The organism is Clostridium sp. (assembly GCF_016650095.1).
Classification (GTDB): Bacteria; Bacillota; Clostridia; order Clostridiales; family Clostridiaceae; genus Clostridium_AD.
In genome coordinates, this window is record NZ_JAENWL010000050.1 from 1 (window position 1) to 14,470 (window position 14,470).

10 protein-coding genes and 2 tRNA genes are annotated in these 14,470 nt (G+C 31.6%); all 12 read right to left on the minus strand.

The genetic code is table 11. The annotated features are described in order from the left end of the window. Window positions 1–42: 42 nt before the first annotated feature. The 12 genes from lysS to JJE11_RS04995 all read right to left on the minus strand — a co-directional run bounded on the left by lysS (window position 43) and on the right by JJE11_RS04995 (window position 14,406). On the minus strand, window positions 43–1,560 hold the full coding sequence (gene lysS, locus JJE11_RS04940) for a lysine--tRNA ligase (protein WP_291633208.1): 1,518 nt from the start codon (window positions 1,558–1,560) through the stop codon (window positions 43–45). A 139-nt stretch (window positions 1,561–1,699) separates the two neighbouring features. Further along, window positions 1,700–2,182: a transcription elongation factor GreA gene (greA, locus tag JJE11_RS04945; RefSeq protein WP_291633209.1), complete on the minus strand. Its 483-nt coding sequence runs from the start codon at window positions 2,180–2,182 to the stop codon at window positions 1,700–1,702. Window positions 2,183–2,441: 259 nt separating this feature from the next. Continuing rightward, on the minus strand, window positions 2,442–3,284 hold the full coding sequence (locus JJE11_RS04950; protein WP_291633210.1) for a hypothetical protein: 843 nt from the start codon (window positions 3,282–3,284) through the stop codon (window positions 2,442–2,444). Window positions 3,285–3,360: 76 nt separating this feature from the next. Next, window positions 3,361–4,338 (minus strand): tRNA dihydrouridine synthase DusB, encoded by a 978-nt coding sequence (dusB, locus tag JJE11_RS04955; RefSeq protein WP_291633211.1) that lies wholly within the window; start codon window positions 4,336–4,338, stop codon window positions 3,361–3,363. 8 nt (window positions 4,339–4,346) lie between these two features. After that, window positions 4,347–5,126: a type III pantothenate kinase gene (locus JJE11_RS04960; protein WP_291633212.1), complete on the minus strand. Its 780-nt coding sequence runs from the start codon at window positions 5,124–5,126 to the stop codon at window positions 4,347–4,349. Between the two features lie 290 nt (window positions 5,127–5,416). Continuing rightward, a complete protein-coding gene (locus JJE11_RS04965; RefSeq protein ID WP_291633213.1) occupies window positions 5,417–7,087 on the minus strand; it encodes a formate--tetrahydrofolate ligase in 1,671 nt (556 codons plus the stop codon). Window positions 7,088–7,370: 283 nt separating this feature from the next. Next, entirely contained in the window at window positions 7,371–9,254 is a 1,884-nt protein-coding gene (gene ftsH / locus JJE11_RS04970; RefSeq protein WP_291633214.1) for an ATP-dependent zinc metalloprotease FtsH, read from the minus strand. A 105-nt stretch (window positions 9,255–9,359) separates the two neighbouring features. Then, on the minus strand, window positions 9,360–9,896 hold the full coding sequence (hpt, locus tag JJE11_RS04975) for a hypoxanthine phosphoribosyltransferase (protein ID WP_291633215.1): 537 nt from the start codon (window positions 9,894–9,896) through the stop codon (window positions 9,360–9,362). 2 nt (window positions 9,897–9,898) lie between these two features. After that, window positions 9,899–11,293: a tRNA lysidine(34) synthetase TilS gene (gene tilS / locus JJE11_RS04980; protein WP_366927907.1), complete on the minus strand. Its 1,395-nt coding sequence runs from the start codon at window positions 11,291–11,293 to the stop codon at window positions 9,899–9,901. A 233-nt stretch (window positions 11,294–11,526) separates the two neighbouring features. Further along, entirely contained in the window at window positions 11,527–13,923 is a 2,397-nt protein-coding gene (gene spoIIE / locus JJE11_RS04985; protein WP_291633217.1) for a stage II sporulation protein E, read from the minus strand. 325 nt (window positions 13,924–14,248) lie between these two features. After that, window positions 14,249–14,325 (minus strand) — tRNA-Met (locus JJE11_RS04990). Between the two features lie 5 nt (window positions 14,326–14,330). Further along, window positions 14,331–14,406: transfer RNA gene (locus tag JJE11_RS04995), tRNA-Met, on the minus strand. Window positions 14,407–14,470 lie beyond the last annotated feature (64 nt).

Here is a 14,470-nt window from a genome sequence, read left to right on the forward strand (position 1 = left end):
ATTTTAGATTAACTAAAATACCCTTTTACTATTTTAAAAAGATTACTGCAATGGTTTCATTGTAGGGAATAGGATAACATCTCTTATTGAAGAAGCGTTAGTTAAGAACATTACCATCCTATCAATTCCTATACCAAGCCCTCCTGTTGGTGGCATCCCTGTTTCTAATGCACTCATAAATTCTTCATCTATTAGATAAGCCTCATCATCGCCTAATTCTCTTTCGTTTGCTTGTTGCATAAATCTTTCTCTTTGAACTACTGGATCATTTAACTCTGAGTATGCATTACACACTTCTCTTCCAAATACAAAACCTTCAAATCTCTCTGTAAACTCTGAATTTCCTCTCTTCTTCTTAGTAAGAGGTGAAATTTCTACAGGATAATCGCATAAGAATGTTGGCTCCATTAAATGTTCTTCTGCATATTCTTCAAATAGTGCATTTAGTATATCAGCTTTTGTACAATCTTCAATTTCTTTTTTAAATTCTAAATGCTTTTCTTTAGCTATCTTTCTAGCCTCTTCATTTGTATTAATTTGTGTAAAATCAACACCTGAATACTCTTTTACTGCATCTACCATAGTGATTCTTCTCCATGGTGGTGTAAAGTCTATTTCAGTTCCTTGATAATTAACTTTTGTAGTTCCATGGATTTTCTCACAAACATAAGCTATCATATTTTCCGTAATTTCCATCATATCATTATAATCTGCATAAGCCTCATATAGTTCTATCATTGTAAACTCAGGATTATGTCTTACATCCATTCCTTCATTTCTAAAATTTTTACCCATGTCATATACCTTTTCAAAACCAGCAACAATAAGTCTTTTTAAATATAGCTCTGTTGCAATTCTAAGATACATATCAATGTCTAGAGTATTATGATGGGTCATAAATGGTCTTGCTGCAGCGCCTCCTGCTATTGGCGCTAAAATCGGAGTTTCAACTTCTAAAAATCCTTTATTATCCAAAAATTCTCTGATATATCTAATTATTGCAATTCTCTTCATAAAAGTTTCTTTTACATCTGGATTCATTATTATATCTACTTCTCTTTGTCTATATCTTAAATCAGGATCCTTTAATCCATGCCATTTTTCTGGAAGCGGTTTTAGAGATTTAGCAATAAGCTGGAAATCCACTATATGTAGTGATATTTCACCAGTTTTTGTAACAAAAGGCGTACCAGTTACGCTTAAAAAATCTCCTATGTCAAAACTTTTATATTCTTTTAATTTTTCCTCGCCTACATCATCTATTTTTATGTATAATTGTATTTTACCATATCTATCATGAACATCAGAAAAACCAGCCTTGCCATGAACCCTTTTAGACATAAGCCTCCCTGCAACAATAACCTGCGTACCTACTAATTTTTCATAATTGTCCTTAACTTCTTGTGATGTATGTGTTCTTTCAACTTTATATACATCAAATGGGTCTTTACCTTGTTCTTGCAGGTCAGCTAATTTTCGTCTTCTTATAGTTACCTGTTCATTATATTTAGATTCAAGTTCATGCATACTTTTCTCTTCGTTCTTTTCTTCATTTGACATTAATATCCCTCCTGATTGCTTATGTGTATATATTTCATTAGGGCACCTACCAATTATATATTGTTAAGTACCCTTATTTTTTATAAAACCATGCTTTATAAAAACCATACTCTGTGGAAATTATATTTTCTTTGACGAACTATCCACGTCTTACCTCTAGTACTTCGTATTTACCAACACCATCTGGAACCGTAACTTCTATAATTTCTCCTGCTCTTTTCCCAATTAATGCACTGCCAACTGGTGATTCATATGATATCTTATTTACCATTGGATCTGCTTCTGCTGAACCCACTATATAAAATTCGACTTCTTCATCAAACACATAATCCTTAACCTTAACAATTGCCCCTATACTTACTACATCTTTTTCAATTTCATTTTCATCTATAACACTTGCATTTCTAAGCATAATTTCCAATTGTATTATTCTACCTTCTACAAATGCCTGCTCATTTTTAGCTTCATCATATTCTGAGTTCTCACTGAGGTCACCATAACCAAGTGCTACTTTTATCTTTTCAGTTATATCTTTTCTCTTTACGGTCTTAAGAAATTCCAATTCATCTTCTAATTTTCTAATTCCCTCATATGTCATTACATATTGTTTTGGTCCGCTCATTTATTTCTCCCCTTTTAAATTTTTATTAAATAAGTTAGTAAACATTCATAAAATACGATATAAAATAACGTTACCCAAACACACTACTCCCTTACTGTATAAATATTTTTCTTGAATTCTAAAAATATAGTACATTCACGGAATTTATGTAATATAAGATTATTTATTCAAATTAATGAATTATTGGGGCTTCAACTCATTATTAGAATAAGAATCCATGTAACCATTTAGCACATTATAAGTCAGCCAATTAATATTGTCAATATGCTAGGCCCAAAACAGGCCAATATATTACATTATTGTTGAATTTTATTTCTTCTAGATATATGCCATTATACTTAAGTGCTTTTTCAATATCACTTTCTTGCATTTGGCATAATATCGATCCTAGAAGTTCAATAGAAAAATCTTCTTTTAAAGTATTCCAAGGTACATTGTAGCTTACATCATTTACAGCTATAATATTCTTTGCCACGTTCATACTATTATCTAAGAGCCATACTAATTCACCATGATCAAATTCATAATCTTTAGATGAAATAATAAAATCTGCTATTTTAACGGCATAGAGTTCATCATCTGTAACAATAGGCGATACACCAAAGTTAGCAATTATATAATCTGCAAGTTTTCTAGCCTTTGAAAGATTTCGCGACAAAAACACAATATATTTACTTTCTTTGGCTAGTTCCACGATTATATTATAGTTTATCATTTCGCTGGCATCGTATACCACAATGCAAGAATTTTTTATGCTTTTATTTCTCATCCTGAGCATAAGTTGTATACTTTTCATAACACTAAAACCCAAAAGCCGCTTTTGAAATTCATTAAAATAATTATAATCCATTGGCCTAAGCGTCTTGGGCGATAATTGTATTTCCCTGCATTTACATAATTTTTTAGCATAAGTTATATTATGCAAGTATGCTCTTTTGTTAAAATTAGGTGGTAGGCTAACACTTGTCACATTAATATTTAGCTCTTTAATATATTCGCTACTTATTAATTTTGTTTTTAGTTTATCTTTAATTTTACTTAAAAATCCAAATTCACTATAGCAATTATCTACATTTGAATTTACACATAAAATCGACTTCATACATATACACCTTATAAATTAATGTACTAATATCTTATTCAGATTAATTATATAAATTCATGTTTTAATATTAAAATTATTCATTTATTGCATTCAAATACTCTCTATAAACTAAAAGCACTTGCTTTACCTCGTCATAACTCTTTTTTGTATTGATTTTATTCTTAATTTCTGTGCAGTTATTAAGCCCTTTAACATACCAGCCTGCATGTTTTCTCATTTCTCTCACGGCTTTGATTTCTTCATAATAGCTTACAGCCAAATCTAAATGCCTTATACACATATCTATTTTTTCTATTGCAGTAGGGTATGTAACCTCTTCTCCGCTCATTGCCTGTATAACCTCTCTAAATATCCACGGATTTCCCATTGCTCCTCTTGCAATCATTATAGCATCACAATTAGTAATTTCTTTTATTTTTATAGCATCATCTGGGCCAAAGATATCCCCATTGCCTATTACCGGCACTCTAACATTTTCTTTTACAGCCCTTATAATATCCCAGTCAGCCTTACCTTCATACATTTGCTCGCGAGTCCTTCCGTGTACAGCAATAGCATCGATACCAGCATCCTCCATGTACTTAGCGAATTCTACAGCATTGACATCATTGGAATCAAATCCTTTTCTAAACTTTACTGTAACAGGCTTTATAGAAACTTTTTTCATTTCTTTTATTATTTCGGCTGCTAGTTTAGGATTTTTCATCAAAGCCGATCCCTCACCATTTTTTACTATCTTAGGAACAGGACAGCCCATATTCACATCAACCATACATATATCATCCATTGTATTAAAGATTTCACAGGCACTAGCCATTATCTTAGGATCATTTCCAAATATCTGAATAGCTACCGGTTTCTCCTTATCTGAAATCTGCATAAGAGCTTCTGTATTACTACTGCCATAATATAATCCTTTAGCACTTACCATCTCTGTATATAAAAGTCCGCACCCTAATTCTTTGCATAACCCTCTGAAGGCAATATCTGTAATTCCTGCCATAGGAGCTAAAAAAACATTATTTTCAAAATGGATATTTGATATTTGCATTAAATCACCTATTCCTTATTCTTTTCATAAATCATTCTGAGTCCCTCTAATGTTAAATGTGGATTAAACTCATCAATAGTAGAAGATTCTTCACTTATTAGCTTTGTGAGTCCTCCTGTAGCCACTACAAAAGGCTCTTCTTCTCCCATATTAATCATTTCACTTTTCATTTTCCTAACAATATAGTCTACTTGGCCAATATATCCATATACTATTCCAGACTGCATGCTTGCAACAGTATTCTTACAAATAACAGTTTCTGGTTTTATAAGTTCCACCCTAGGTAGTTTTGCCGCTCTCTCAAATAGTGCTTCGGAAGCTATTTTAATACCAGGGCATATAGTTCCCCCTAAATAATTTGCATCTTTACTTATAGCACAAAAAGTCGTAGCTGTGCCAAAATCTATTAAAATTAATGATCTTTTATAAGTTTCATGTGCTGAAACAGCATTAACGATTCTATCTGCACCTACTTCTTTAGGATTATCATATTTTACATTTATTCCAGTCTTTACTCCTGGTCCTACAACCATAGGAATCAAATTAAAATATTTTCTTATCATATGTTCAAGTGAATACATTATATTTGGAACAACTGAGGAAATTATTACGCCTTTAATATTGTCTGGTTTTAAATTTTTCTGACAAAATAATTGCATTACTTGAATTCCATATTCATCCGCAGTTTTTTTTGCGTCAGTAGATAGTCTCCACTCTACAAGTAACTCTTTTCCCTTAAAAACACCTAAAACAGTATTCGTATTTCCAACATCTAAAACTAAAATCACCTTATACACCGCCTATATAATATAAAGAAGCTTGCACGCCACTTTATTTATTTTCATTGATAAAGACACAGAAATAACATATCAAATATCACAAAATATCAATTTTAAATATTCCTAAATTAACAATCTAATTTTAACAACTAGAACATATTTGTCAAGTTAAATCTCAATTGGAAGTTTTGCATCATAATAATTTTCATAAAAATACCATTTGTTCAAATGTTAAGGTTGCAATAGATACACTCTATAACAACCTTATTAAAATTAAATTAAATTGATTAGATATATTTCTAAAATAATCCAGTTATAGTACCATCTTCAGAAATATCCATCTTATCTGCCGCTGGCACCTTTGGAAGACCCGGCATTGTCATTATACTTCCTGTTAAAGCTATAATAAATCCAGCTCCATTAGATATTTTAACTTCTTTTACATTTATTGTGAAATTTGTAGGTCTTCCCAAAAGACTTGGATTGTCTGACAGTGAATTTTGAGTTTTAGCAACACATATAGGAATTTTATCTAAACCAAGTTTTTCTATTTCAGCAATTTGCCTATTTGCAGGAGTTCCATATTCTACTCCATCTGCACCATATATTTCCGTGGCAATAATGTGTATTTTTTCTTTTATAGTGAGCTTTTCATCATATAAAACTTTAAAACTACTTTTTTCATTTTGTAGAATATCTATCACTTTATTTGCTAATTCTTGGCCTCCATCTGCACCTTTTTCCCAAACTTCAGTTAAGGCTACTTTAACACCCATTTTTCCACAAAATTCATTTATGTACTCTATTTCTTGCTGCGTATCAGTAATGAATTTATTTATTGCTACTATTACAGAGACTCCATATTTCTTAACATTCTCTATTTGTTTTTCTAAATTTGTTATTCCTTTTGAAAGCGCTTCTATATTAGGTTCGTTTAATTTATCTTTTTTTACTCCCCCATGATGTTTTAATGCTCTTATTGTAGCCACAAGAACCACGCAATCTGGCTTTAGATTTCCATATCTGCATTTTATATCAAAGAATTTTTCAGCACCCAAGTCCGCTCCAAATCCCGCTTCAGTTACAACATAGTCCCCTAATTTCAAAGCCATTTTCGTTGCGAGGAGACTATTGCAACCATGTGCTATATTAGCAAAGGGTCCCCCATGAATTATGGCAGGTGTGTTATCAAGCGTCTGAACTAGATTTGGTTTTATAGCATCCTTCATAAGTAGAGCCATTGCACCATTAACATTTAAGTCTTTACAATAAATTGGACTTCCTTCAATGTTATATGCTACTAAAATTTTGCCCATCCTATCTTTTAGATCCATAAGGTTTTCAGATAAACACAAAATTGCCATTATTTCTGAAGCAACGGTTATCATAAAACCATCTTCTCGTACAAACCCATTAGGCTTACCACCGAGTCCAACAACTATATTCCGAAGTGCCCTATCATTCATATCCATGACTCTTCTAAATGTAATTTTTCTGCTATCAATTTCTAGCGCATTACCTTGATGAATATGATTATCTATAGCCGCTGAGAGTAAATTGTTAGATGCCGTTATTGCATGCATATCCCCTGTGAAATGTAAATTTATGTCCTCCATTGGTACAACTTGTGCATAACCGCCACCAGCAGCTCCACCTTTAACTCCAAACACTGGTCCAAGAGAAGGTTCTCTTAAAGCTATCACTGCATTTCTACCTTGTTTACATAACGCTTGACCTAGCCCTATTGTAACCGTAGATTTTCCTTCACCTGCTGGAGTAGGATTAATTGCTGTAACTAATATTAACTTTCCATCTTTTTTATTTTCATTTCTTTTTAATACATCTAAAGAAATCTTGGATTTATATTTTCCATATAAATCAATATCATCCTCAGTTAATCCTATTTTTTCTGCCACCTTAAGTATTGGCAACATCTTAGCACTTTGCGCAATTTCTATATCACTTTTCATATACTTCACCCCTTATATATAAATTAAACAGAAAGTATGCCTCTTACGAAATTATTTCTGTCATTGTACACATAAATTTTTGTTCTTAATTCTTACATTAAAAATCAACTTAAGTGGTTAAAATAATAAAATGTATAATATTTATATTACCTACAATCACAATCTTTATATTATATCACAATTCATATCAAATGTTGAAATAGAAATGTGGTCATGCTTCGCTGGACGTAATATATAAAAAAAAGACATACAGTTAAAACTTGCTGTATGTCTTTTAATATTGCTAACTCTTTGATAAGTCAATCTTATCTGTATCTACAGCTATAGTTATATCTGCATCTGCATTTGTATCATTATCAGCATCTGTTCTAGCAATTATTGCTTCAAAGTCCGTACCTTCAAGTTTTTCCTTTAAGAGTAGTTCTTGAGCTACTGCATGAAGTTTGCCAACATTATCAGCAAGAATTTTTTCAGCTTTTCTATAAGCCTCATCAATAAGAGCCTTAACTTCTGAATCTATTTTGTTAGCTATCTCTTCACTGAAGTTTCTGCTTTTGCCCAAATCTCTTCCAAGAAATACTTCATTATGATCATTTCCAAAAGATATTGGTCCTAAATCATCACTCATACCATATTCCATAACCATTTTTCTTGCAATAGCTGATGCTCTATCAATATCATTCTTAGCACCGGTGCTAATATCTTTTAATATTAATTTTTCTGCAACTCTACCACCAAGCAGTCCAACCATCTCATCTTTAAGTTTCAATTTTGAAGTATACGCCGTATCCTCTTCAGGTAGATGCATTGTATACCCACCTGCCATACCTCTCGGTATAATACTTATTTGGTGAATTGGATCAGATAATGGAGAATATTTCATTACTACAGCATGCCCTGCTTCATGGTACGCTGTTAATTTTCTATCTTTTTCGCTGATAACTTTGCTCTTCTTTTCTGGTCCAGCAATAACCCTAGTTACTGCTTCATCGAGCTCCTTCATCTCTATAACTGTTTTGTTACTTCTAACTGTAAGTAATGCGGCTTCATTCATTAAATTCTCAAGATCTGCACCTGTAAACCCGGGTGTCCTTTTTGCTAATACATCAAGCTTTACTTCTTCTGCTAAATGCTTACCTTTAGAATGTACTTTTAAAATCTCTTCTCTTCCTTTAACATCAGGTGCTCCAACTAATATATGCCTATCAAATCGACCTGGTCTTAAAAGAGCAGGATCAAGTATGTCCGGTCTATTGGTCGCAGCTATCATGATTATGCCTTCATTTACACCAAACCCATCCATTTCAACTAATAGTTGATTTAGAGTTTGTTCTCTTTCATCATGACCTCCACCAACACCGGCACCTCTTTGTCTACCTACTGCATCAATTTCATCAATAAATATTATACAAGGTGCACTTTTCTTCGCTTGTTCAAATAAATCTCTTACTCTTGAAGCTCCAACACCTACAAACATCTCTACAAATTCAGAACCTGAAATGCTATAGAATGGCACTCCTGCTTCTCCTGATACAGCCCTTGCTAGTAAAGTCTTACCTGTACCTGGCGGGCCAACTAGAAGAATACCTTTAGGAATTCTTGCACCAGCTTCTAAATATCTTTTAGGTTGTTTTAAGAAATCTACAACTTCTGCAAGTTCTTCCTTTTCTTCATCTTCCCCTGCTACATCATCAAAAGTAACTTTTTTCTTATCTGGGGTTGCTATTTTAGCTCTACTTTTTCCAAAATTCATAACACCTCTATTGCCACCACCGCCGCCACCTTGCGACTGCTTCATATACATAAACCAAAATGCTACTAGCATTAAAATTATAAGAAGTGTAGGTACTATTTGTAACCACATCGGCATGCTCGCCGGTTTTATATATGTTTCTATAACCTTTTTATTTGGGTTACTTTCCATAACTTGCAATAATCTCTCTAATGGGACTATGGTTTCATATTGTGTTCCATCATTTAATTCCCCTGTTACAGTTTTATCTTCTCTTACACTAACAGTTTTAATTTCTTTCTTATCCCAATGCTGTTGAAATTGATCTACACTAATAGAACTAACATCTTTCCCAGTTTCTCTTAAGGCTAATGATGCAAAAATCACAAGCACAAATACTGCTACCCAAATTGATGCACCAGAAATTTTCTTCATTAGAAACCCCCCTCTCTTTTCATTACTTTAAAATTTTATCACATTAAAAATGACTTGACAATAAAATATATATTAATTAATAATTAATATATATTTTAAACGCATCTATTTATAAATTTCATCTTTAAGTATTCCTATAAATGGCAAATTTCTATACTTTTCTGCATAGTCTAGTCCATAACCTACAAGGAAATAATCCGGTACGTCATAGCCTAAATATTTAATATCCATATCTACCTTTCTTCTTTCTGGCTTATTAAGTAGACATACAATTTCTAAACTACTTGGTTTTCGTGCTGATAGATACTTTATTAGATATTTAAGTGTAACGCCTGAGTCCATAATATCCTCTACTATCAGTACATCCTTTCCTTGAATTTCAATATCTAGATCTTTTAAAATCCTTACAACACCTGAAGATTCAGTAGAATTTCCATAGCTAGAAACTGCCATAAAATCCATTTTGCAAGGAATTGTAATCTGTTTTAATAAATCTGACATAAATACAACACAACCTTTTAAAACACCAATAAGTATAAGCTCTTTTCCAAAATAGTCCTTACTTATTTTTGCCCCCATTTGCCTAACTTTATCCCTTAATTCATCTTCACTATACAACACTTCTTTAATATCATTGTTCATTCTTATTCCTCACTTTCAATTCTAATCCGCATTATATTTTTAGTATCACTTGAAACCTTGAATTTTTCACTAACCCTATATCCAACTACCCAACCTATATCATCCCCAAAACATACTAAAGGTATTTCATTTCTTTTGTCTTTAGGTATTTTTAAATCCATAAATAAATCCTTTAATTTTTTATTACCCTTCATCCCCAATGGAATGAATTTATCCCCATCTTTTCTATACCTAAGCGTTATTGGTTCCAATATCTTATCGTAGTCAAAATATACAATATAATCATTCCCTTTAACTTCAGTGAATTGTAGTTTGGATTTAACATCAATTTTTAATACTTTGTTTAAAGAACGAATGAAATTTTCCTGGTGTATCTTTAGAGAATACTGATTCTTATTAGCTTCATGATCTTTTATATTTCTATGTATATGCATATTCCCATAACAGTTTTCAACTATTATATTATGAGGTAACATCATATGTTTGCCCGTCTCATGTTTTTGAAGCTCAATAATACTAAATATATGGATTTTTTCAAAGTTATTTAAATTATGATTAACCTCAAGCAAAGCACTTCTAATAATTCTGCTTATAATTGCTTCATGCAAAAGGAAAGCTCGTTTATTTACTATAACCCCTCGCTCTCCAATCTCACAATGTTTTTTATATTCTTTTGCAGAAATGCTTTCCAAATAATCATTATCATTTTTAACAATATCAGATAATCGATTTAAAGCTTTAATTATGTCTTTATTGAAGTTCTCCTCAATGTATGGAATTAACTCTAACCTTACTTTATTTCTCGCAAAAACATTTTCTAAATTTGACTTATCTATTCTTGGATTAATGTTATTTATCTCGCAATATTTTTCTATTTCTTTTCTACTAAGTCTTAATATGGGCCTTACATATATTTTATCGCGAACTGGCCTTATTCCCACCATTCCTCCGATACCTGTTCCTCTCATTATCCTCATTAAAATAGTTTCAGCTTGATCATTAGCATTATGTGCTAATGCAACTTTATCAGCATTCAATTTAATGATAAGATCTTTAAAGAATTCATATCTTACTTCTCGCCCTGCCATTTCACAAGATAAATTTTTTTCCTTAGATATTCTATGTATATCCACTTTTTTGCTATAGAAATCTATATTCAAATTTTCACAAGTTGTTTTTGCATATTCCTCATCTTTGTCAGCTTCAGCCCCTCGAAGACAATGGTTTAGATGTGCGCCAACAAGTGTAATCCCGAGTTCTTCCTTAAATTCATTTAAAATATAGAGCAAACATGTGGAGTCAGGACCACCAGAAATTGCAACTATAACCGTATCTCCCTTTTCAAACATTGAATTTTCTTTTATATAATCCATTACCTTTTCTGACAAAACTTTCACTTCCCAAACTTATTTTTCGTAAGATTTATTATTTTCTAAGTTTTTATATTTTTAATCTCATATTACTATATCATATTACTATATAATATAATAATATATATTTTCCATTTTTTAAATTTTTACTATAAAAAGGAAAAAATGAAGACTATATAAGGAGTTTATGGCTCCTATAAATAGTTTCTTCATTATTTACTTTTCCCAATTATATATATATCTATGACACATTCGAGTTCTTAATATAAGCTATATATCTTTGAAACGAGAATTGTCATATCATCTTTTACTCCATTGCCACTTAATTTTTTTGCTTCTGTTAATAATCCTTCAGCTACCTCCTTAGGATTGTTGCAATTATTTTTACCTAAATAATCTACTACCCAATCAACCCTCCCTACATTTTCATCATTATAATCTAATACTCCATCACTAAGCATAACAATAATATCCCCATTTTTTAATTTCATCTGTTGTATGTCTATATCTGCCTTATCTAAAACGCCAATAGGAAGAGATTTTGATTTTATAATTTCTAAACTGTCTCCTGATTTTAAGAATGTTGCTACCGCTCCCACTTTCAAGAAATCAATTTCCCCAGTATATAAGTCTATGCTACTTAAATCTATAGTAGAAAATTTTTCTTCTTCAGCAAATCTCAATGTCATTATCGAGTTCACCGTGTTAATAGCTGTAATTTTACTAAAACCTGCAGATGTAAACTTTTCTATTAATTCAACAGCAGCCTCACTCTCTCTCCCTGCTTGAGGACCAGAACCCATACCATCACTAATAATCGACATATAACTTCCATCTGTGAGCTTTCCAAAACTGTAGCTATCTCCACTTAACTTTTCACCGTCTTTACACTGCCTAGCAATATTTGAAACCACATGGAATTTAGGTGTTTCTTCAAATGTTACCTTGCACATATTAGTCTTTATATCTATACTACACCCCTCATCACTAACGCACATACACTTCCCTGTGACACCATTTATAATAGGCAATAATTCCTTTACACACATTTGGCTTCCACTACAAGTGTTAAGTGAAACCTTAATACTTAATCTTCCTGCTTTATCATTCAAACACATAAGATCATTATACTTAATTCTATTTTTATCTAGTGCTCTACATATAATCTTTTCCATAGGACTATCTATTTTGATTTCCGAGTTAAAGTCTTCAACAATTTCTCCTACAGAACACGCCATATTATTGATCTGATTTGCTAAAAGTGCTCTGCCTTCACTAAGTCTTGTTCTCCACATTTCATTTATAATATGTTTATTAACAATATCTTCTGTATTTTTAAGTAGGGCAGTTCTTTTTATACATTTTCTTTCAATCTCATCCGGTACACAATAGCTCTTACTCTTACTCTCAAAATTCTGAATCAATTCTTCAAATGCGGCGTAGGTATAATGTAATTCTCTTTTCCAACACATAGATTTCATATTACAATTACTACATACCCTATCCGCAAGATTTTCAACTAACGCACTGCTTTTACCTTTCATTGCAAGCTTCTCATTATCAACTAAATTATTTAATATATCCGACATATTAGAAAGTACATCTGAAAAATTATTTAGCCGTCCTACAAATGTATCTTTAATTTTATTTATATATCCCTGCTCTATACTTTGCTTTTTTTTATCTGAATTGAACTCTAACGATAATTCCCCATAAACCTTTTGTGGTATTAACAAAAATATCACAGCTGCTACAATCGCCTCAAATATTATAAACTTAGGGCCTGTAATACAATAAATTTTTATTATTGAAAAAGCCACTAGATAAGATGTTACACTTAAATACTTGCCGGTTTCTTTAAAAACACCTGTTATTAAACCACAAATGCCATACATTCCTATAAATATAATCATATTTTCAGAAGACATTCCTACAATAATACCCATAGCAACTCCTGATGCAGCTCCAGCCCCACTTCCGTTAATATAAGCTATTATTATAACAAATGTAAGTCCTAAAATATTTGTAATTGATATATTGAAAACACTGAGTCCCCACGTACCTGCTATAATTAAAGAGCTTATAATTGACATACTTATTATCTCTTCATTTGAAAATATATGTTTTGTTTTAATCTCTTTAAAGCATAAAAGACTATAATCCAGAATAAAATATAAAGGGAAGATACATAAAACTAGAAAAAATGAATTTAAAAAAGACATTAACCAGCTTACTTGAACTATAAAAAAATTATATATATAAAATTCAAATATAATAATAAGAAACATGCTAACTAGAGCTGTAGTTTTCACTTCTAACTTATTAAAAATATGACTGAGCAGAGCAATCGTAACTATTACTACTAAATATGATGGTAAATTCACTATGCTATCATATAAAGTGATATATCCTAAAAATGTACCACTGGTAGCAATAATTAAAATCTTATCATTATTAATAAATATAGTAGCTATTAAAAAGGCTATACCAAATGGCGCAGTATTATTAAGCAGTAGCACTCTGCTTATTAATAAGCTTACTGTAAAATAAACAATTCCTCTAACAATTAAATTAATATTTAATGCATTTTTCTTTTGTGCTTCATCCTTTGCCTTTCTGAGTCTTTCGTATGGAAATATATCAATTCCGTATTGCATATTACATATCACCCACCTTTAATATTTAGGACTTCATTATAACAAACCGTTTTGGAAATATTTGTCATAAGGTGAGATGCTTGTACATTTTTTATGAGACATTTATTTGTATTTTTTTTACATTTCGATTTTATTATCCGCTATAATATAAAAAAACCTACCATAGTTATATAGCAGGTTTTAAAATATTAAATAAAGTTTGTCACTTAATGCTATTATATATTCAAGAAAGTTACACATTTATGTTTTTATGTAATATTTTATTGCAAATATACTTTTATAATCCCTAAATAAAAAAACAACTCACAAATTTCTTTGTGAGTTGTGGTAGCGGAAATAGGACTTGAACCTACGACCCTTCGGGTATGAACCGAATGCTCTAGCCAGCTGAGCTATTCCGCCGTATTTGGTTGCGGGAGTAGGACTTGAACCTACGACCTTCGGGTTATGAGCCCGACGAGCTACCAACTGCTCCATCCCGCGATATTTGGTGCTGAAGACCGGAATCGAACCGGTACGGTGTTTAACCACCGCAGGATTTTAAGTC